18 protein-coding genes are annotated in these 20820 nt (G+C 67.3%); 5 read left to right on the top strand and 13 right to left on the bottom strand.

The window, feature by feature from the left end; translation table 11 throughout:
* Positions 1–5: 5 nt before the first annotated feature.
* Both cydB and cydX read left to right on the top strand, forming a co-directional pair.
* On the top strand, positions 6–1157 hold the full coding sequence (gene cydB / locus G539_RS0104110) for a cytochrome d ubiquinol oxidase subunit II (RefSeq protein WP_029074074.1): 1152 nt from the start codon (positions 6–8) through the stop codon (positions 1155–1157).
* Between the two features lie 15 nt (positions 1158–1172).
* Entirely contained in the window at positions 1173–1304 is a 132-nt protein-coding gene (cydX, locus tag G539_RS26530; RefSeq protein WP_029074075.1) for a cytochrome bd-I oxidase subunit CydX, read from the top strand.
* Between the two features lie 82 nt (positions 1305–1386).
* Here the strand turns inward: cydX and G539_RS26030 are convergent, their stop codons facing one another.
* Positions 1387–2403 carry a CorA family divalent cation transporter gene (locus G539_RS26030; RefSeq protein ID WP_169516607.1) on the bottom strand — a complete coding sequence of 339 codons (1017 nt, stop codon included), beginning with the start codon at positions 2401–2403 and terminating at the stop codon, positions 1387–1389.
* A 225-nt stretch (positions 2404–2628) separates the two neighbouring features.
* On the opposite strand from G539_RS26030, the gene G539_RS0104125 reads away from it, so the two are divergent.
* The 3 genes from G539_RS0104125 (at position 2629) to G539_RS0104140 (ending at position 7056) form a co-directional block, all read left to right on the top strand.
* Positions 2629–3912, top strand: coding sequence for an NAD(P)/FAD-dependent oxidoreductase (locus G539_RS0104125; RefSeq protein WP_029074076.1), 1284 nt, complete (start codon positions 2629–2631; stop codon positions 3910–3912).
* 39 nt (positions 3913–3951) lie between these two features.
* On the top strand, positions 3952–5493 hold the full coding sequence (amaB, locus tag G539_RS0104130; protein WP_029074077.1) for an L-piperidine-6-carboxylate dehydrogenase: 1542 nt from the start codon (positions 3952–3954) through the stop codon (positions 5491–5493).
* Positions 5494–5907: 414 nt separating this feature from the next.
* Positions 5908–7056 carry an ABC transporter substrate-binding protein gene (locus G539_RS0104140; protein WP_029074078.1) on the top strand — a complete coding sequence of 383 codons (1149 nt, stop codon included), beginning with the start codon at positions 5908–5910 and terminating at the stop codon, positions 7054–7056.
* Positions 7057–7105: 49 nt separating this feature from the next.
* On the opposite strand, the gene G539_RS0104145 is transcribed toward G539_RS0104140, so the two are convergent.
* The 12 genes from G539_RS0104145 to G539_RS0104200 all read right to left on the bottom strand — a co-directional run bounded on the left by G539_RS0104145 (position 7106) and on the right by G539_RS0104200 (position 20796).
* Positions 7106–7609, bottom strand: coding sequence for an Lrp/AsnC family transcriptional regulator (locus G539_RS0104145; RefSeq protein WP_029074079.1), 504 nt, complete (start codon positions 7607–7609; stop codon positions 7106–7108).
* A 193-nt stretch (positions 7610–7802) separates the two neighbouring features.
* A complete protein-coding gene (locus G539_RS0104150; RefSeq protein WP_029074080.1) occupies positions 7803–8567 on the bottom strand; it encodes a GntR family transcriptional regulator in 765 nt (254 codons plus the stop codon).
* A gap of 189 nt (positions 8568–8756) precedes the next feature.
* A complete protein-coding gene (locus tag G539_RS0104155) occupies positions 8757–10004 on the bottom strand; it encodes a xanthine dehydrogenase family Fe-S subunit (protein WP_029074081.1) in 1248 nt (415 codons plus the stop codon).
* Positions 10001–10840 (bottom strand): FAD binding domain-containing protein, encoded by an 840-nt coding sequence (locus G539_RS0104160; protein WP_029074082.1) that lies wholly within the window; start codon positions 10838–10840, stop codon positions 10001–10003. Before G539_RS0104160 ends, G539_RS0104155 begins: the two co-directional genes overlap by 4 nt.
* Positions 10837–13203, bottom strand: coding sequence for a xanthine dehydrogenase family protein molybdopterin-binding subunit (locus tag G539_RS0104165; protein ID WP_051231067.1), 2367 nt, complete (start codon positions 13201–13203; stop codon positions 10837–10839). The genes G539_RS0104160 and G539_RS0104165 overlap by 4 nt, the downstream gene beginning before the upstream one ends.
* A gap of 202 nt (positions 13204–13405) precedes the next feature.
* Entirely contained in the window at positions 13406–14794 is a 1389-nt protein-coding gene (locus tag G539_RS0104170; RefSeq protein ID WP_029074084.1) for an NAD(P)(+) transhydrogenase (Re/Si-specific) subunit beta, read from the bottom strand.
* Positions 14791–15114 carry an NAD(P) transhydrogenase subunit alpha part 2 gene (locus tag G539_RS0104175; protein WP_029074085.1) on the bottom strand — a complete coding sequence of 108 codons (324 nt, stop codon included), beginning with the start codon at positions 15112–15114 and terminating at the stop codon, positions 14791–14793. Before G539_RS0104175 ends, G539_RS0104170 begins: the two co-directional genes overlap by 4 nt.
* 148 nt (positions 15115–15262) lie before the next feature.
* The gene (locus G539_RS0104180; protein WP_029074086.1) at positions 15263–16402 is read right to left on the bottom strand and encodes a Re/Si-specific NAD(P)(+) transhydrogenase subunit alpha; all 1140 of its coding nucleotides are present in this window, start codon (positions 16400–16402) and stop codon (positions 15263–15265) included.
* Positions 16403–16688: 286 nt separating this feature from the next.
* Positions 16689–17972 carry an ArgE/DapE family deacylase gene (locus tag G539_RS0104185; protein ID WP_029074087.1) on the bottom strand — a complete coding sequence of 428 codons (1284 nt, stop codon included), beginning with the start codon at positions 17970–17972 and terminating at the stop codon, positions 16689–16691.
* 93 nt (positions 17973–18065) lie between these two features.
* Positions 18066–19049 carry an LLM class flavin-dependent oxidoreductase gene (locus G539_RS0104190; protein WP_029074088.1) on the bottom strand — a complete coding sequence of 328 codons (984 nt, stop codon included), beginning with the start codon at positions 19047–19049 and terminating at the stop codon, positions 18066–18068.
* Between the two features lie 21 nt (positions 19050–19070).
* Positions 19071–19838, bottom strand: coding sequence for a CoA-transferase subunit beta (locus G539_RS0104195; RefSeq protein WP_029074089.1), 768 nt, complete (start codon positions 19836–19838; stop codon positions 19071–19073).
* Positions 19831–20796, bottom strand: a complete 966-nt coding sequence (locus G539_RS0104200) for a CoA transferase subunit A (RefSeq protein WP_029074090.1) — start codon at positions 20794–20796, stop codon at positions 19831–19833. The genes G539_RS0104195 and G539_RS0104200 overlap by 8 nt, the downstream gene beginning before the upstream one ends.
* Between the last annotated feature and the right edge of the window lie 24 nt (positions 20797–20820).

Raw genomic sequence — 20820 nt, forward strand, 5'->3', positions numbered from 1 at the left:
TTCAAATGGGTGACATTGTACCAGTCGACTACGAAACGCTCCGCCTGATCTGGTGGCTGCTTCTCGGCGTGCTGCTTATCGGCTTCGCCATCATGGACGGCTTCGATCTCGGCATCGGCGCGCTCCTGCCCTTCGTCGCCAAGACGGATGAGGAACGCCGCGTCGTGATCAACGTCGTCGGCCCGGTCTGGGAAGGAAACCAGGTCTGGCTGATCCTCGGCGGCGGCGCCATCTTCGCCGCCTTCCCGATGCTCTACGCCGTGTCGTTCTCCGGGCTCTATCTGGCGATGATGGTGATCCTCATCGCCCTGATCCTGCGCCCTGTCGGCTTCAAGTACCGCTCGAAGATCGGCGATCCCGGCTGGCGCTCCACCTGGGACATCGTGCTCTGCATCGCCGGCCTGGTGCCGGCCCTGATCCTCGGCGTCGCCGTCGGCAACGTGCTGCTCGGCCTGCCGTTCGAGCTCGACGACACGCTCCGGACGTTCTACCGCGGCAACTTCTTCCAGCTGCTGACGCCCTATGCGCTGCTGGCCGGCCTGGTCAGCCTCGCCATGCTGGTCATGCACGGCGCCGCCGTCCTGATGTGGAAGACCGACGGCGTCATCGCCGAGCGTGCCCGTGGCTTCGGACGACAGGCCGCGATCGCCACCCTCGTCCTGTTCGCCGTCGCCGGCGCCTGGACCGCCTACGGCATCGAGGGCCACGTGCTGACCAGCGCGGTCAACACGACCGGTCCGTCCAACCCGCTCGGCAAGACGGTGACGCTCGCCACCGGCGCCTGGCTCAACAACTACCAGACCTACCCCTGGATGATGGCGGCCCCGATCCTCGGCTTCGCGGGCGCGCTGCTGGCGCTGGTCGGCTTCGTCATCCGCCGGCCGGCCTTCACCTTCCTCGCCTCGGCGGTGGCCATCTTCGGCATCATCTCCACCGCCGGCGTGTCGCTGTTCCCGTTCCTGCTGCCGTCCTCGATCAATCCGGGAACCGGCCTGACGCTCTGGGACGCGTCCTCGTCGAAGCTGACGCTGTGGGTGATGCTGCTGGCGACCTGCTTCTTCCTGCCCATCGTCCTGGCCTACACGGCGTTCATCTACCGCGTGATGCGCGGCAAGGTGACGACGGTGAGCATGGACAAGAACCCGAACGCCTATTGAGCGGAGGAACTCGCGATGTGGTATTTCTCCTGGATCCTCGGCCTCAGCCTCGCCTGCGCCTTCGGCATCCTCAACGCCATGTGGTACGAGCTGCGTGACGACCGGCTGAAGGGCCGGACGGGGATCACCCCCGCCAAGGATCGCTGATCCCGGCACCGCGCCCCGGCGCCAAGACCAGAACGACCGCCCGACGAATCCGTCCGGGCGGTCGTTTCATTTTGGGCGACCGTCAGTCGAAGAAGCCGAGTCGGCGCAGCAGGAGCAGGGTCGCGCCGGACGCGGCCCCGCCGATCACGGTGGCGCCGATCCAGCCATGCACGCCCTCGAGAAAGGGCAGGCCGCCCGTGTTCATGCCGAAGAAGCCGGTGACCAGCGTCGGCGGCATCAGCAGCGCCGTCATGATCGACAGCACATAGAGATGGCGGTTGCTGATGTTGGCGAGCTTGGCGGCGATCTCGTCCTGCAGGAAGCGCGCCCGGTCCTGCACTTCCTGAACCTCCTGGTCGAGCGTCTCGATGCGGCGCAGCAGCCGCTCGGCAGCGGCGCAGGACGCCGCATGGGCGCTGTCGGCCGCGTCGTCGTCATCCTCCGGGAACTCACGCAGGATGCTGCGAAAGCCGGCCAGCTGGCGGTGCAGCTTCACCGCCGTGCGCCGCAGCGGGCCGAGCCGCCGCGCCTCGTCGCTGAGCCTTTCGTCGAGCACGCGGTCCTCGATCGAATCCGCCTCCGTCCGGAGCGCCCGCAGCGTCTCGGCGATCGCCCGCAACACCTGCTCGATCATCAGTTCGAACAGCGCGACCGGAGTTCCGACGCCCTGCCCCGCCTCGATGCGGCTGCGCACCAGCGCGGCGGCGCGGACGGGATGGCGGCGGCCCGAGACGAGATAGCCGGGACCGAAGGCGAAGCGCATCGGCACCATCCGGTCGGTATCCTCGCCGGGATGATCCTGCAGCGTGTCGGAAAAACGGCCCCAGACCGCCGTGGCGTCGAAATCGAGCGTCGGGTAGTCGTCGGCGGAGAGAAGAAGGCGGCGCGCCTCGCCGCAAAGCCATGGCAGGCCGGCCACCCAGTCGCGCGCGAGGCGATCGACGAAGTCGATATGCACCCAGACGAAGCCGGCGCCGGGCGGGTTGGGAACGAGCGGCGCGTCGAGCGCGATGGCCTCGGGTCGGCTGCCATCCCCGAAGCGATAGGCCCAGATCAGGCCCGAGGCCGGCCTCGCCGGCGGCCCCCATTCAGACTGCATGGCCGGATCGATCCCCATCAGCTGCCGGTCGAGACGACCTTCCACATGCCGGCACGCGGCCCGATCACTTGCGACACAGCACATGACAGAACGATGACACCGCAGCGACGAGCCTCCGCGGACGACGAAATCCATTGTCGGAAACGCCCTTCCCGGCCATGATCGCAGCCGCCCTCGACATGACCGGACACAAGATCCGGCACGCGGGGCAGAGGTGGACAGGACATGCAGAACGACCCGCGATCGCACGGGCTCTGGGAGCGGACGGCGCCGTCCGCGCCGCCGACGCAACCCTTGGCCGGCGACATCAAGGCCGACGTCGTCGTGATCGGCGGCGGCTTCACCGGACTCTCGACCGCGCTGCACGCAGCCCGCGACGGCATGAACGTCGCCGTGCTCGAGGGCGTCGAGATCGGCTTCGGCGGCTCGGGCCGCAATGTCGGGCTGGTCAATGCCGGCATGTGGGTCATGCCAGACGCCGTGCCCGCGGCGCTCGGCGCCGATTATGGCGAGCGATTGCTAGCGCTCCTCGGCGAGGCGCCGCGCGCGGTGTTCGAGCTCGTCCGGGAACACGCGATCGCCTGCGAGCCGGAGACCCAGGGCACGCTGCATTGCGCGGTCGGCGCGGCCGGCCTCGACGAGATCGCGCGGCGGGCGGCGCAGTGGCAGGCGCGCGGCGCCGATGTCCACCTGCTCGACGCCGAGGAGACCGCCGCGAAGGTCGGAAGCCGCGCCTATGCCGGCGCCCTGCTCGACCGCCGCGCCGGCACCATCCAGCCGCTCGCCTATGTCCGCGGCCTCGCACAGGCCGCGCTCCGCCACGGCGCCCGCATCCACACGCGGAGCCCTGCTCTGGCGACCGAACGAGCCGGCGCCGGCTGGCGCGTCGCGACGGCGGGCGGCGCCGTGACCGCCGACTGGGTCGTGGTCTCGACCGACGCCTATGGCAGCACGCCCTGGCCGGAGATCCGGGCGGAGCAGGTTCACCTGCCCTACTTCAATTTCGCCACCGCGCCGCTCGGCGACGACCTCCGGCGCTCCATCCTGCCGGAGCGCCAGGGTGCCTGGGACACGCGCGAGATCCTGAGTTCGTTCCGCTTCGACCGGGCCGGGCGGCTCGTCTTCGGCAGCGTCGGCGCGCTGCGCGGCACCGGCGCGCCGATCCATCGCGCCTGGGCGCGCCGGGCGCTGGCGCGGATCTTCCCGGAGATCGGCGACGTCGCCTTCGAGGCCGAATGGTATGGCCAAATCGGCATGACCGACGACAGCCTGCCGCGCTTCCACAAGCTGGCGCCGAACGTCATCGCCTTCTCCGGCTACAATGGGCGCGGCATCGCGCCGGGCACCGTGTTCGGCCGCCAGCTCGCGGCGCATGTCGCCGGAAGGATCCGAGAGGCCGACCTGCCGTTGCCGCTGACGCCGCCGGTCGAGGCCCGCTTGCGCCGGCTCAAGGAGGCCTATTACGAATGGGGCGCGCAGTTCGCCCACTTCGCCGATGCGCGGCTCTGACGGGCCGCAGCCAAGCCGGGTTCATTGAGGACAGATGTCATGACGATCGCCATCAAGAGCAGCCTCGCCGCCGAGGTCGACACCCTTCTCGCCGGAATGGGCGTGCCCGCGGCGGCCCGGACCGGCGGCACGCTCGCCGTCCATTCGCCGATCACCGGCGAGGAACTGGCGCGTCTCGTCGAGGCGGACGAAGCCGGTGCCAAACGCACGGTCGAAGCCGCGCATGAGGCGTTTCTCGCCTGGCGCAACGTGCCGGCGCCGAAGCGAGGCGAGCTGATCCGGCTGCTCGGCGAGGAATTGCGCGCCAACAAGAATGCGCTGGGCCGCCTCGTCTCGATCGAGGCGGGCAAGATCGTCTCCGAGGGCCTCGGCGAGGTGCAGGAGATGATCGACATCTGCGACTTCGCCGTCGGCCTGTCGCGCCAGCTCTATGGCCTGACCATCGCCACCGAGCGCGGCGATCACCGCATGATGGAGAGCTGGCACCCGCTCGGCGTCACCGGCGTGATCTCGGCTTTCAACTTCCCCGTCGCGGTGTGGTCGTGGAACGCCGCTCTGGCGCTCGTCTGCGGCAACAGCGTGGTGTGGAAACCGTCGGAGAAGACGCCGCTGACAGCCCTGGCGACCGCGGCCCTGTTCGACCGCGCCGCTGCGCGCTTCGCCGCCGCCGGCGGTGCGCTGCCGGCCCATCTCGCCACCGTGCTGATCGGCGGCCGCGCCATCGGCGAGGTGCTCGTCGACCATCCGCGCGTGCCGCTGGTCTCGGCGACCGGCTCGACCGCCATGGGTCGAGCCGTCGGCCCTCGCCTCGCCGGCCGCTTCGCCCGGGCGATCCTGGAGCTCGGCGGCAACAACGCCGCGATCGTATGTCCCTCGGCCGATCTCGACCTGACGCTCCGGGGCGTCGCCTTCGCCGCCATGGGCACGGCCGGCCAGCGCTGCACCTCGCTGCGCCGCCTGTTCGTGCATGACAGCGTCTACGACACCCTGGTGCCCCGCCTGAAGCAGGCCTATGGCTCGGTGACGATCGGCAATCCGCTCGAGAGCGGCACGCTGGTCGGGCCGCTGATCGACGCCCGCGCCTATGACGGCATGCAGAAGGCGCTCGCCAGCGCCAAGGCGGCCGGCGGCACGGTGACGGGCGGCGAGCGCGTCGAGACGGCCGCGAGCGCCGCCTACTACGTCCGCCCGGCCATCGTCGAGATGCCGGAGCAGAACGGCCCGGTCGAGCAGGAAACCTTCGCGCCGATCCTCTACATCATGCGCTACAGCGATTTCGACGAGGCCATCCGCCTGCACAACGCCGTGCCGCAGGGGCTTTCCTCCTCGATCTTCACCAACGACCTGCGCGAGGCGGAAACTTTCCTGTCGGCGCGCGGCTCGGATTGCGGCATCGCCAACGTCAATATCGGCCCGTCCGGCGCCGAGATCGGCGGCGCGTTCGGCGGCGAGAAGGAAACCGGCGGCGGCCGGGAATCCGGCTCCGACTCCTGGAAGGCCTATATGCGCCGCGCGACCAACACCATCAATTACGGCAAGACCCTGCCGCTGGCCCAGGGCGTCAAGTTCGACGTCGCCTGACGGCGCTGGCAAGGCGACATTCAGGCCAGGACGCAGCCGGACTCGACCGGCTGCGTCCTGGGTCGCACTGCCTTGATGCTCCCCTCGGCTCCGACGCCAAGACCGCATCCTCGACTGTAGATACATTCTACAAGCCGTTGATATTGTACGTCTCTTCATGCTGGATCGACACGATGCAACGCGCCTGCTTCCGCGCTCCAAGGCGCTGAAGATCCTCGCTATATTTCCCTTGCTAGAACATCCTAAAAATAGCACCATAGTATCAATGCGTCAGGCCGCGAACTGAGCGAAGACGAAGCGCGTCCTGTTCCAACGACGATGAAGAGCGCCATCCACGACCGCCTCCGGTCGCACGGCGTCGTCGTGGGCACGCAGATACTTGCGGCCCATCCAGACCAGAGGAGAACGATGCCGATGAGCAAGATTTCGATCCCGACGCTGGCCGTGGCGCTACTCATGGCGACCACCGGCCTTTCGACCGCCGACACGATCAAGATCGGCGTGAACCAGCCCCTGACGGGCCCGTTCGCCGCTTCGGGCACCTATATCGTCGACGGCGCCAAGATCGCGGCCGAGCAGATCAACGCCGCCGGCGGCGTGCTCGGCAACCAGATCGAGCTGGTGATCGAGGACAACAAGAGCAATCCGACCGAAGCCGCTGCCGTCGCCGAAAAGCTGATCGAGCGCGACAAGGTGCCGGTGATGATGGGCGCCTGGGGCTCGAGCCTGACGCTCGCCGCGATGCCGAAGCTGATGCAGTACGAGGTGCCGATGCTGGTCGAGACCTCCTCGTCGAGCAAGATCACCAAGCAGGGCAACCCCTACATCTTCCGCATCTCGCCGCCCTCCTTCGTCGAGGCAGCGCTGTTCAAGACGCTGCTGCCGGATCTCGGCATCAAGAAGGTCGACTTCCTGGCGATCAACAACGACTGGGGCCGTGGCACGATCACCGACTTCACCGCCATGTTCAAGGAGAACGGCGTCGAGGTCGGACTGTCGGAGATCATGGACCAGGCGGCGCAGGACATGAGCGCCCAGCTCGCCAAGATCAAGGCGTCCGATTCCGACACGATCATCGTCACCACCGCCGTCGAGCAGCTGACGCTGGTGCTGAAGCAGGCGGCGGCCCTCGGCATCAACAAGCGCATCATCACGACGGGCGGCTCGCAGAATCCGGACCAGCTGATCGAGCAGGCCGGCTCCGCCGCCAACAACACCATGCACATGGTGTTCTTCGCGCCGTGGGAACCGGAAAAGACGCCGCATCCGGACCAGGCCAAGGCCTTCATCGACGCCTGGGCGAAGGAAGGCCATGGCAGCGCCGGCCTGACGGAGAGCTATCGCGGCTATGACGGCATCTACGTCATCAAGGCAGCGATCGAGAAGGCCGGCGTCGCCGAGCCGAAGGCGATCCGCGACGCGTTCTGGCAGATTTCCGTGCCGACGCTGAACGGCACCGTCACCTTCGTCAAGGACGGCCCGGAAGGCCGCGAGAGCGGCCAATACATGGCCAACGGCACGCTGATCAAGATCGTCGACGGCAAGGTCACGCTGGCGCACTGACCGATCGGATCGGAAGATGGAAAGCCCCGGACAAGCTCCGGGGCTTTTCTCATGCCGGGCGCCCGGTCCCGGTCGGAACCGCTAGGCCTGCCTTGATCCGGTCCATGACGACCAGCGTGCGGAACCGCTTCACATTGTGGTTCTGGAAGAACAGGCGGCGGGTCAGCGCCTCATACTCGCCCATGCTCGCGACCGTGATGATCAGGACGAAATCCGCGTCGCCGGTGACGTAGTAGCACTGCTGCACCTCGGGCGCCTCCGCGAAGGCCTTCTTCGCGTCGTCGAGCAGCCCCATGCGCTCGCTCTCGACATGCACCTCCACCACGATCGTGATCGGCCGGCCGACCCGCGCCGGGTCGACGCTGGCGATGTTGGCCGCGATGACGCCATCGGCCTCCATGCGGCGAATGCGGCGATGCACGGCCGCGGCGGAGAGGTGCACCTGCTCGCCGATCAGTCGCTGCGGCGTCGTGTTGTCCTTCTGCAGGATCTCGAGGATGGCGCGGTCGAAGCGGTCGAGGCCGGAATGGCCGTCGGTGGACTCTTCGTACAAGGTCCAACTCCCCCGGGATTCTTTCAGGCAATGGTGAGATTAGATCGCAGAACCCGCCGCATCTGCAACGATATTGCGTCAGGGCAGGCGAATGGCCCCGCACAATCGGCTCGCGCTGCAGAAACTTTCGCGAGGCGGCGCCACGAGATGTACCGCGAGGCGCCGCGCCGGCCCGTCGACGATGGAACGACGCCTAGGCGCCGCCACCCCGGTGCGGGCCGCTGCGCTCGAGGAGGTCGATCCGGAGCGCGAAACAGCTCTTGTGGTAGTGGATGTCGGCCACGTAGATCGCGACGTCCTTGTCGTCGACCAGCACGAGCCGGCAATCCGCCGTCGGTTCGCCGAGGCCGATTCCGAGCAGATCGGCGGTCTCCGGGCTGGCGACGCCGATCGTCAGCGTCTGATGCGCGTGATTGATGGTCACGTCCGGCATCTCGACGATCCTGGGCAGGGCCGCCGCATGCATGAACTTCTTGCCGCCCTTGTCGAAGATGTGCCGGGCCAGGTGCAGGTTGACGACGGAGAACGGCTCGCCGCCATTGTACTGCACGCTGCGCAGGAACACGTAGCCCTCGGCCGGACTGCCCTCGCCTTCGCTAAGATCCGGGCTCGGCGCGTCTTCCTCGATGTGGACGCGCTTTAGCACGTTGTCCTTGATCGAGGAGACCATCGCATCGAAGTCGTTGGCGAGGTTCAGCCAGCGATTGTGCTTGGGCTTGCCGGACACGAAGGTGCCGCGACCCTGCTGTGCGTTGAGAAGCCCTTCCTCGCGCAGAAGCTCGATCGCCTGGCGAATGGTCACGCGGGCGACGGCGAACTCCTGCTCCAGTTCCTCCAGCGTCGAGATCTTGTCGCCTTCGACCCAATGGCCCGAATCGATGCGCTGGCGCATGACGGAGGCCACCTGGATGTAGAGCGGAACACGGCTGCGGTCGTAGATGGATGTCAGTTTATTCATAATACCAACATACAGCAGATGAGCCCAATTTACCAGCATGCGCGCCTGCCCCCCGGAACGGACGACGTCCGCACCGAGGAACTGCCGGTTCGCACTTTGACGCGAACCGGGGCGCATCTGCAACTCGCTGCAGCAAGCCCACCGCTGCGGCAACCCGCCCGACCAGCGGTCCGACGGGCTTCCAGCCGCCTAGCGGCGGCCGAACAATGCCGCAAAGAAGCGCTTGATACGCCCGAACACTACGGAGGAAACCAGCGACCCGGCATCGAGTTCCGTAACCACCGGCGGCGCCGAGGCTCCCGGCTCCCCCCCGCCGGCCTGGTGCGCCAGCTTCGCTTCCAGATTCTGGACGAAGGCCGCGATCAAGCGCCCGGCGACATCCTGCACCAGGCCCGAGCGGCCGAACTGCGCGAGAACGCCGGTCAGCGTATAGCCGATGCTGACGTCAACTCGCGTCTCGCCCGGCTTGTCGCCCGGCTTCACGGCATAGCCGATCAGGCCGCGTGTCGCGGAGTTGCTGCGTTTGTCCTTGCCGGCCCCGTTGATGGTGCCGGTCTTGGTCGCGTCGTCACGGCTGACGTCGGCGACGCCCTGGAACTCGGCCGAGATCGGGCCGACCTTGATGCGGATCTGGCCCTCGACATGGCCGTCGACGGGTTCGCCGGCGAGCGAGGCACCGGGCAAGCAGGACGCGACCTCGCCGATGCGGTCGAAGAACGCCCAGACTTCATCGACCGGATGGCCGACCGTGAAGCTTTCGGTGAAGGTGGTCTGCGGCTTCCAGTCGGCATCCTGCCGCGCCGGCGCGGCCGCCTTCGCGTCCGGCCTTGAGTCGGATTTCGCGACCGTCAGGGTCGGCTTCCTGGCGCCCGACGAGGCGGTGCCAAACTGCGTCGCCGCGACGGCATGGCCGGAACCCGCCGGCCCCAGCGCGGTGCGGTGCTCGCCGCCCGGAATCGCCGCGATGCCGCGGGCGCGGCGGGCCGCGATGACGCCCTGGATGGCGCGGACGATGCCGACATAGCCGGTGCAGCGGCAGAGATTGCCGCTCATCGCGACGCGGATCTCATGCTCGGACGGGTCGTCCATGCGCAGCACGACGTCGCGCGCCGAGACGATCATGCCCGGCGTGCAATAGCCGCATTGCAGCCCGTGCTCGCTGGTGAAGGCGGCGCGGAGCTCCGTCGCGACTTCGTCGTTGTCGAGCCCTTCGACGGTGGTGACGTCGGCCTGCTCGCAGGCGACCGCGAAGGTGATGCAGGAGCGCGTCGGCACGCCGTCCACGAGAATGGTGCAGGCGCCGCAGACGCCGTGCTCGCAGCCGATATGCGTGCCGGTGAGGTTCTGGGTATCGCGCAGGAAGTCCGCGAGATGCGTGCGCGGCTCGATGTCGGCGCGCGCCGGCTTGCCGTTTACCGTGAGCGTGACCGTATTCATGCTGAGTGGGCTCGTTCGATGGCGCGACGGAGCGCGACGACATGGGTCTGGCGGTCGAGCGGGTCTTCCATGCCGGCGGCGGCGACGATTTCGTCGGCGGCGGCGCTGTCAAAGACCTGTTCGAGCCTGGCGGCGGTGCCGTCGCCGAGAAGCCGGCTTGCGTCGGCCACGACGATGGGCCGGCTTTCCGTGGCGCCGATGACGACACGACAGACGCCCCGGTCGGGATCGGCCAGGAAGGCGCCGATCGCATGGGCGAACTCTCCCGTCTTGCGGCAGCTCTTGTAGTAGCCCCAGCGCGCCGAGCGCCCGAGCTTCGGGACCGTCGCCGAGACCAGCATCTCGCCGGGCCGGAGGTCGGCCTCCAACGCGCCGAGCATGTAGTCCTCGACGGCGATGGTGCGCTCGCCGGACGGGCCGCGCAGCGTGACGCGGGCGCCGACCGCCGAGAGCATCGAGATCCAGTCGGCGGAAGGATCCGCATGGGTCAGGCTGCCGCCGACCGTGCCGCGATTGCGCACGGCACGATAGGCGATGCCGTTGGCGACGCGGGGCAGCGCGCCGTGCGTCACGTCGGGCACGCGCCTGTCCTCGATATCGGCGTGCGTGATGCAGGCGCCGAAGACGATCGCGTCGCCCTTGTCGGTGACCTGCTTCAATTCGTCGATCGCCGCGATGTCGACGAGGAGGTCCGGCTGCACCAGCCGCATGTTGAGCATCGGGCCGAGCGACTGGCCGCCCGCCATCAGCTTCACGCTCGGCCCGTCCTCGGCCAGAAGCGCGAGCACCGCGCCGACATCGGCCGGCCGCGCATAGTCGAAATTGACCGGCTTCACGCGAATTCCCCCTGCTTGACCTGGCTCGCCGCACTGGCCGTCTTCGCCGCCTGGATCGCCTCGAGCACGCGGCGCGGCGTCATCGGCGAATGCAGCAGTTCGGCACCGAACCGGCGGAGCGCGTCATTGACGGCGTTGCCGATCGCGGCCGGCGGCGCGATCGCGCCGCCCTCGCCGATGCCCTTGACGCCGAACTCGGTATAGGGCGCGAGCGTCTCCATGTGATCGACCCGCGGCGCCGGCACCTCGGTCGGCCCCGGCAACAGATAGTCGGCGAAGGTCGAGGCGAGCGGCTGGCCGGAGGCGTCGAAATTCATCTCCTCGTAGAGCGCCGTGCCGATGCCCTGCGCCAAGCCGCCATAGATCTGGCCGTCGACGACCATCGGGTTGATCAGCTTGCCGCCGTCCTCGACGATGACGTAGTCGAGGATCTCGATGTCGCCCATCTCGGGATCGACGGCGACGACCACGGCATGCGCGGCATAGCTGAACGTGCCGGAATCGCGCACCGGCTTGTAGCCGATGGTCGATTCGAGCCCGCGGGGATCGACCGAGGCCGGAAGATCCTGCGGACGGCGATACCAGGTGAAGGCCACCGTCTCGAGGCTGACGCTGCCATGGGGACCGACGACGTGGCCGTCGACCAGCTTCACGTCGGCGACGTCGGCCTGCAACAGATGCGCGCCGATGCCCTTGGCGAGGCCGGCGACCTCGCGGGCGGCGGTCGCGACCGCGCCGCCGGCCATCACCGCGCAACGCGAGCCCCAGCTTCCCGTCGAGTACGGCGTGTATTCGGTGTCGCCATGCACGAGCTTGATCTTGGCGGTGTCAATGCCGAGGATCTCGTTCGCGACCTGCGGCAGCGTCGTCTCCATGCTCTGGCCGTGCGAATGCACGCCGACGCGGATCTCGAGGCCGCCGTCCGGCGTCATCCGCGCCGTCGCCTGCTCGTGGCCCGGCACCATGGGGATGCCCCAGCCGGCATAGACCGAGGTTCCGTGCGCGCCCTGCTCGCAATAGATCGAGTGGCCGATGCCGATCAGGCGACCGTCCGGCTCACCCTGCTGCTGGCGCGCGCGGATGCCGGCGAGGTCGATCGCCGCCATGGCGCGATGCAGCGCCTCGGGATAGTCGCCGGAGTCGAAATGCTTGCGGGTGATGTTGTCGAACGGCATCTGCTCGGGCTGGACGAGGTTCTTCAGCCGCACCTCGTGCGGCTCTATCCCCGCCTCGCGGGCAATGGCGTCGAGCACCAGTTCGAGCGCGTAGCAGACGCCCGTCCGCGCCACGCCGCGATAGGGCAGGATCGGGCATTTGTTGGTCGAGACCGACCAGGTCCGGCAGCGATAGGACGGGAAATCATAGGGCCCCGGCAGGATGCTGGCGATCTGCGCCGCCTCCAGGCACGCCGAGAACGGATAGGAGGAGTAGGCGCCGGAATCGACGGTCGCCTCGCACTCGATGCCGCGCAGCTTGCCGTCGCGATCGGCATAGCCGGTGATGATGTAGTGGTGCTCGCGGCAGTTCGCGCCGGCCGTCAGATGCTCGCGGCGATCCTCGATCCAGCGCACGGGATGGTCGAGCTTCATGGCGAGGAAGGCGAGGCAAATGTCCTCGGGCAGCAGGATGCCCTTGTAGCCGAAGCCGCCGCCGACATCCGGCGAGACGATGCGGACCTGCTCCTGGCCAAGGCCGAGGCATTCGGCGAGGCCGGTGCGGACGATGTGCGGCATCTGGCTGCCGGTATGGAGCACCAGCTGCTCAAGCCGCTTGTCCCAATAGGCGACGGTGCCGCGCCCTTCCATCGGCGCCATCGACTGGCGAGCGGTCGAGATCTCGCGCGTCACCTTGATCGGGGCGTCGTAGGCCGCCTCCATGTTGACGTCGACGAAGGTCTCGAGAAAGACGTTGTCGCCCCAGTGCTCATGCACCAGCGCGGCGCCCGGCTTCCGGGCCTCGATCATGTCGTGCAGGGCCGGCAGTTCGTCGAGGTCGAGTTCGACGGTCGCGGCAATATCCTCCGCCTCGGCCCGGCTGGTGCCGACACAGACGGCGATCAGCTCGCCGACCTGGCGCACCTTCTCGAAGGCGAGGACGGGCTGCTCGGAAACCTTGAAACCGGCGAGGCCTGACACGGCGACGATCGGCTTCACGCCCTTGAGGTCGCCCGCGACATAGACCCGGTCGCGCATCTCGTCCGGGATGCGGACGCCCGCGATACGGGCATGAGCGAGCGGCGAGCGGACGAAGGCGACGTCCTTCATTCCCGGCAGCCGAAGGTCGGCGACATACTGGCCGCGCCCGCGGAGGAAACGGTCGTCCTCCTTGCGGAGCATGGACGCGCCGACACCCTGATTCTTCATCTCGATCCTCCCGATGCAGGGACTTTCGGCACCGGCGGTTCCCTCTTCCGCCGAAACGCCTCCCTGCAGCCTTCTGCAATCGCTAGATCATCTTATTTTTGGAATGATAGCAAGAATATTGTGCCCACACCGGTCGACCGGCATCCCCGGCAACCCAGGCATGGGAAGCCCCGGCGCGGTCGGGCCGCGCCGGGGCGACGCATCAGGCGAGCTTGACCTCGGCCCCGAGCTGCATCAGCGACTGCTTCGCATCACCGAACAGCATAGACGTCTTCGGCGCAACGAAGAGATCATTCTCGACGCCGGAGAAGCCGGCGCCCTTGCCGCGCTTCAGCACAATGACGCTGGTCGCCTCGGAGACGTTCAGGATCGGCATGCCGTAGATCGGCGAGCTCTTGTTGGTGCGCGCCGCCGGATTGACGACGTCGTTGGCGCCGACGACGAGCGCGACATCGGTGCCGGCGAAGCGCTCGTTGATGTCCTCCATGTCGATCAGCTTGTCGTAGGAAATGCCCGCCTCGGCCAGCAGCACGTTCATGTGCCCCGGCATGCGGCCGGCGACCGGGTGGATGGCGAAGCGGACATCGACGCCGCGCTTCTCCAGGAGATCCACCAGCTCGCGCGCCTGATGCTGGGCCTGCGCGACGGCGAGGCCGTAGCCCGGCACGATGATGACGCGGTTGGCGAAGGCGAGGCGCAGCGCCGCGTCATCGACCTGGATCGCCGTCATCTCGCCAGAGGCTCCGGAAGCCGCCGCCTCGTCGGCGCCGCCTGCCGAACCAAAGGCGCCGAACAGCACGTTGGCGAAGGAGCGGTTCATCGCCTTGCTCATGGCGACCGAGAGGATGAAGCCGCTGGCGCCGTCCAGCGCGCCGACGACGATCAGCACGTTGTTGTCGAGGGCGAAGCCCGTCGCCACGGCGGCGAGGCCGGCATAGGCGTTGAGCAGCGACACCACCACCGGCATGTCGGCGCCGCCGATCGGCATGACGATCAGGATGCCGACGAGAAGACCGATGACGCAGATGAGGCCGAAGACCCAGACGTCATAGGGGAAGAGCACGACCCAGATGAGACCGGCAACGCCGAGCCCGAACAGAGCCAGGTTGAAGAAATTCTGGAAGGGGAAGGTGATCGGCCGGCCGGGCAGCAGCTCCTGCAGCTTGCCGAAGGCCATCAGACTTCCCGTCACGGTCAGCGCGCCGAGCAGCACCTCGAAGCCGAGCGCCGTCATGACGCCGCGGGTCAGGCTCTGCTCGTGGTAGAGATGCGCGTATTCGCCGATGCCGACGAGGGTCGCGGCCAGAGCGCCGAAGGCATGACTGAAGGCGATGCGCTGCGGCATCGCGGTCATCGGCACCCACATGCCGAGCGGATAGCCGATCAGCGCGCCGACGGCGGCACCGATCAGGATCCACTCATAGGTGACGATGCGGGTGTGGAGCAGGGTCGCCGCGACGGCGATCAACATGCCGAAGGCGGCAAGCTGCATGCCGCGCCGCGCCGTATCGGGACGGCTCAGCGAGCGCAGCGCGAAGATGAAGAGGACCGAGGCCAGCAGATAGGCCAGCTGGATGAAGATGTCGATCAATGGACCTTAGCGCTCGCGCGCTCCTCCTGCTTGGCGGCCTTGGCCTTGTCGAACATGGCGAGCATGCGATCGGTGATCAGGAAGCCGCCGACGACGTTGGCCATGGCGCAGCCGACAGCGATGGTGCCGAGCACCGTGCTGAGCACGCTCTGGTTGGCGCCGGCGAGCACGATCGAGGCGACGAGCGAGATGCCGGAAATGGCATTGGTCGCGGCCATCAGCGGCGTGTGCAGCAGCGGCGGCACGCGGGTGATGGCCTGGAAGCCGACAAAGCCGGCCAGGACGAAAACGAAAAGCTGGATGACGGCCGTGGACGTCATGATGATCCTCCGGAGAGACGGCTCGCCGTCGGCGACAGCGGCGCAAGGGCAGGCATTCCCCCGCGGCGAACCGCGAGGGTTGCGCCGGGCGATGACGCCCGGAGCGGGATGAAGAAAGATCGGCTAGATGACAGCGCCGCGCGGCGCGTCAGCTCGCCAGCGCGTTGGCGAAGGCCGGATGAACGATCTGCCCTCCCCGCGTCAGGTTGGTGCTCTTGATCAGGTCGTCTTCCCAGTTGACCGCGAGATCGGCGGTACGCTGGTCAACCAGCGTCGAGACGAACGAATAGAGGTTTCGCGCATAGAGGTTGGACGCGGTGGCCGCGACCTTCAGGACGCTGGAATTGCCGAGGATCTTGACGCCGTTCGCCGTGGTGACGACCTCGCCCGCCCTGGCGCCCTCGACATTGCCGCCGCGCTCGACGGCGAGATCGACGATCACCGATCCGGCGCGCATGGGCTCGATCATCGCCGAGGTGATCAGGATCGGCGCGGTGCGGCCGGGGATCAGCGCCGTGGTGATGACGATGTCCTGGCGACGCAGATGCTCGCTGACGAGCTCCGCCTGCTTGGCCTGGTAGGCCTTCGACATCTCCTTGGCGTAGCCGCCCGCGGCCTCCGCCTTCTTGAACTCCTCGTCCTCGACGGCGATGAACTTGGCGCCGAGCGACTCGACCTGCTCGCGCGCGGCCGGACGGACGTCGGTCGCCGTGACCACGGCGCCGAGACGGCGCGCCGTCGCGATCGCCTGAAGACCGGCGACGCCGGCGCCCATGACGAAGATCTGCGCGGCCGGGACGGTGCCCGCCGCCGTCATCATCATCGGCAGCGATCGCGTATAGGCGGCCGAGGCGTCGATCACGGCGCGGTAGCCGGCGAGATTGGCCTGGCTCGACAGCACATCCATGCTCTGCGCGCGGGTGATGCGCGGCATCAGCTCCATGGCGAAGGCGGAGACGCCGGCGCTCGCCATGATGTCGAGCGAATCGGCCGGACGATGCGGATCCATGGTGGCGATGACGATGGCGCCCGGCTTGCAGGCGCGGATCACCTCGGCCGAAGGCCGGTTGACCGACAGCACGATGTCGGCGTGACGGACCGTCGTGGCGGCGTCGGGCGCGACGCGGGCGCCAGCGCGCTCAAACTCCTGGTCGGAGAAGCCGGCGCCGTCCCCGGCGCCGCCCTGGACCAGGACCTTTCCGCCCAGAGTCTCGTATTTCTTGACCGTCTCCGGGGTGGCTGCCACCCGCGTGTCGGTCATCGTGTCGGACAGAACCGCAATATGCATGACCACATCTCCTGAAAGCGATGGACCGCAAGGCCAGTGGCTCCCCCCTGTGGTCGCCCGCCCTGACGTCGCGTTCACATTGCGCCCAAGGCGTCGCTAAATCAACCTATTTATAGTAAGATAGAAACTATTGAGGGTGAATTAAATCGCCGATTTCTGCGGAAAACCGGGTCTGGCGCAGCCTCGCGAAAAGCAGACATGAAAAAAGGGAGGCATCGCGGGCGATGCCTCCCTCCCCTCCGTCCGGCCGCTTGCGGCCACGGCCGGATGTTTCTGTCGACCGGGCCTAGCTCTTGGCGATCGGCTCGGCGTTGCACCAGTCGTAGATGCTGAGCGCCATCACCTTGATCGAGGTCATGTAGTCGTCGATCGAGACATACTCGTCATTGGCGTGCATGACGGCGGTCGAGCCCGGTCCGAAGATCACGGTCGGGGTATGGCCGTATTCGTTCAGGAAGCGCGTGTCCGCCGCGCCCTGGCGGCCGCTGATCACCGGCGTCTTGCCCGTAATCTCGGTATAGGTCCGGCACACCGTCTCGACGATGCCGTGGTCGCGCGGGATCTCGGACGCCTGCGCGTCGTAGCCGACGAAGCGCACGACCGGCGGATGATCCTTCATCCAGGGGTCGTTCTTCGCCATCTCGGCGATCTTGTCGACCAGGCTCTGCTTGACGCCCTCGTGGTCCTCGCCCGGCACGGTGCCGATGCTGCCCTTCAGAACGGCGCTCGCCGGGAAGGCGCTCGGATAATTGCCGGCCTGGAAGGAGCCGATGATGCAGGGGAGCGAGTCGAGCGCGTTCGGATAGAGCGGATGCTTGACCGTCGCGACGCGGTGGTCCTCCAGCTCCTGCACGGCCTTGACGACCTTGTTGCCGAGCTCGATGGCGCTGATGCCCATGTAGCGCTGCTGGATGCCGGCCGGCTTCCCCTGCACGTCGATCTGGAACCAGATGCGGCCGATGCAGGCCGGCTGCACGGCGAGATCGCTGGTCTCGCCCGAGATGCCGGCGTCGGCGGTGTAGCCGCGGATCACCGTGTCGAGCGTGCCGTGGCCGGAGACCTCCTCGTCGATGACGACGTTGATGTAGACGTCGCCCTTCAGGTCGATGCCGGCTTCCTTGAGGTACTGCACCGCAAGGATGTGGCTGGCGACGCCGCTCTTCATGTCGCAGGAGCCGCGGCCATAGATGCGGCCGTCCTTGATCGCCGCCGACCACGGATTGTCGCTCCAGCCCTCGCCATTACCGACCGGGATGACGTCCGTGTGACCATTCAGGAGCAGCGAACGGCCGCCGCCGGAACCCTTGCGGGTGGCGACGATGTTCGGCCGGCCCTCATAGCCGCGATCGACGGGACGATAGCCCGGATGCTTCTTCAGCTCCTCCCAGTCCGTCTCCCACATGTCGACGTCCAGGCCGATGCCGGTCATGTAGCCGGAAACGAATTCCTGGATCGCGGCCTCGTCGCCGGTGACGCTCGGAATGGCGACCATGTCCTGCAGGAAGCGGATCGCCTGGTCGCGGTTGGCGTCGATCGCATCGATGATTTTCTGGCGGTTGGGATCGGTCATGAGACGTTCCGGATTGCTTCTGGATGGTGTTTTGGCGGCGAGAGGCCGCGCCGCCTCCCCCTCCGGGAGACGGCGCGGCCCAGGCTCAGTGGCTCAGAGCGCCTTCAGACGGGGGATGATCTCGCGAGCGATCGTCTCGATCTGATCCGTCTGGTACTTGTAGGGAACGAAGATGATCTTCTGGACGCCGGCGTCGATGTGCTCGCGCAGCTGCTCGACGCACTCGTCGACCGAGCCCATGATGGCGCTTTCGCGGGTGCAGTCGCTATGCTCCGGGAAGTCCCATTCCTTGTTGAGCCAGTCCATCATGTCGTCGCGCACCGCGTCCTTGGACGGGCCGACCATGATCGGCAGCTGCGAGGCGTTCATGACCTTCGACGGGTCCTTGCCGGCTTCCTTGGCGAAACCGAGCACCTTGTCCCACGACTTCTTGAAGTCCTCGGCGCGGTAGAAATAGGTCAGCCAGCCATCGCCGGTGGTGCCGGCGCGCTTCAGCGCCGCGTCGGCATAGCCGCCGATCAGGATCGGAAGCTGCGGCTGCGCCGGCTTCGGATACATCACCGCCTTCGACAGCTTGTAGTTCAGCTGCACGCCGGTGGCCTCGTCGTCGATCTTGTAGTCGCCGGTGACGAGATCCTCGGTCCACAGGCGGCGCATGATCTCGAGGTTCTGATCCATGATCTTGCCGCGCTTGGTGAACGGCAGGCTCATGGCGTCGAACTCGCGCTTGTACCAGCCGGCGGCCATGCCCATGACCATGCGGCCGTTCGACAGCTGGTCCATCGACGAGAGCTGCTTGGCGAGCGCCACCGGGTTGCGCAGCGGCAGCACCAGGATGCCGGTGCCCATCTTGATGCGGGTCGTGCGGGCGGCGATGCCGGTCAGCGCGGTCAGCGAGTCGATGATCGGGAAGTTCGGGTCGACGCCGAGCAGCATGTGGTCCCAGACCCACACCGAGTCGTAGCCGAGCTCCTCGACGCGGACGCCATAGTCAACCAGAGCGCGGGCATCGGGCATATTCGGATACGCGACGAAGTTGCGCGCGGCGATGCCGAACGTCTTGGACAGCATAGTCATAGAATTCCTCCCAATGAAAAATCAGATGAACATCCGCTCAGGGTCGATGGACCGGAGCGTTTCCAGTTCATGCTCGGTCGGCGGCTCGGTGATCGCGATCTGCTCGTCGAAGACGAGGTCGAAGCCGGTATTGTCCTGCACGTTCTCGCGGCTGACGCCGGGATTGAGCGCCAGCACCTTCATGCGGCGGGTCTTCTCGTCGAAGCCGAAGATGGCAAGCTCGGTGATGACCCGGAACATGCCGCCGGCCGGCAGGCCGCTCTCGGCGCGGCTGGTGCCGCCCCGGATGAAGCCCGGGCTGGTGATGAAGTCGACCTTCTCGACGAAGCGGCGCTTCTCGTGCTTCATCGCCACGATCATGTTGGTGAGGCTCGAGATGTCGTTGCCGCCGCCGGTTCCCGGGAGGCGCGTCTTCGGCGCGGCCGGATCGCCGATGAAGGACGAGTTCAGGTTGCCGAACTGGTCGATCTGGGCGCCGCCCATGAAGCCGATGTCGACATAGCCGCGCTGCAGGAGCAGCAGCACGTCGGCGCTGCCGAGCACCATGTTGGCGCGCTTGGTGCAGCGCTGGTCGTTGGTCGAGGGCGGCAGCTTGCCCGGCTCGACGAAGGCGCCGACGACGCCGCCCTCGAACAGGATGGTGAGACCCGGGCAGCGCAGGCGCTGGGCCAGCGTCGCGGCGAGCAGCGGCGTGCCGACGCCGGCGAAGACGACCTGCCCGTCCTTCAGCTGCCGGGCACTGAGGATCGCCAGGATCTCGGCGGCGGTGTAGCGCGTCGTGTCAGTCATTGTAGATGCTCCGCCCCTTCTGGCTCGCGTCCAGAACTTCCTCCATGCCGATCAGGGCGAGGTATTCGTTCCAGGATTTCGGCTCGTAGAAGTAGCGCTCGAGATATTCGCGCATGCCCTCGACCGGGTCCGAATTGACCTTGGCGACATAGGCTTCCATGTGGTTCAGCATCGGCTCGTAGATGCCGAAGCACTCATGCGGCGCGGAGCCGTAGGGAACCTCGACGACCGCATCGACACAGAAGAACGGGATCTTGGTCTGGTCGGGCGCGCGGCGGATCTGGTCGTTGGAGACGATCCGCTCCGTCGTCAGGATCACGCGGTTGGCGGCGAGCGCCAGGTCGATGTCCATGAACTGCAGGCCGTCGATCTGGGCGTTGCCATAGGCATCGCAGCGCTGGACGTGGATCAGCGCAACGTCGGGGTTCAGGGCCGGCACCAGCAGCAGCTTCTCGCCCGTGAACGGGCAATCGATCTGCTTGGCCTCCGGCCGCTGGTCCATGACGTCAGAGCCGAGCATCGAGCGGATCGGCAGGAACGGTACGCCCATGCCACCGGCGCGGAAGCGCATGCCGACCGCCATGTGGCTCCATTCCTCGTAGCGGGCGAGGCCCTGCTCGACGTGGCGGCGCATGACCTTCGACAGGCCCCAGAGGATCCCCTGCGCGAACCAGCTGGTGATGATGTGGTCGGAGACGCCGGATCCGAACAGGATGTCGCCATCCGTCGAGGTGATGGCCCGCGAGCAGGACAGGTTCTTGCGGCGCTGGCGCACCAGCTCCCAGATCATCGCCATCGGCGTGCGCGACATGGTGGAGCCGCCGATGCCGACCTTCATGCCGTCCTGCACGAAGGAGGCGGCCTCCTCCAAGGTCATGACCTTCTCGCGCAGACTGCGGTCGCGCTGGGACAGATTCTCCCTGAGCCTCTGATAGGGCTCTACCTGGGCGTTCAGCACACGCTCCTCCTTAGGCTGGCGGCA

This window comes from Kaistia adipata DSM 17808 (genome assembly GCF_000423225.1).
Lineage (GTDB): Bacteria > Pseudomonadota > Alphaproteobacteria > Rhizobiales > Kaistiaceae > Kaistia > Kaistia adipata.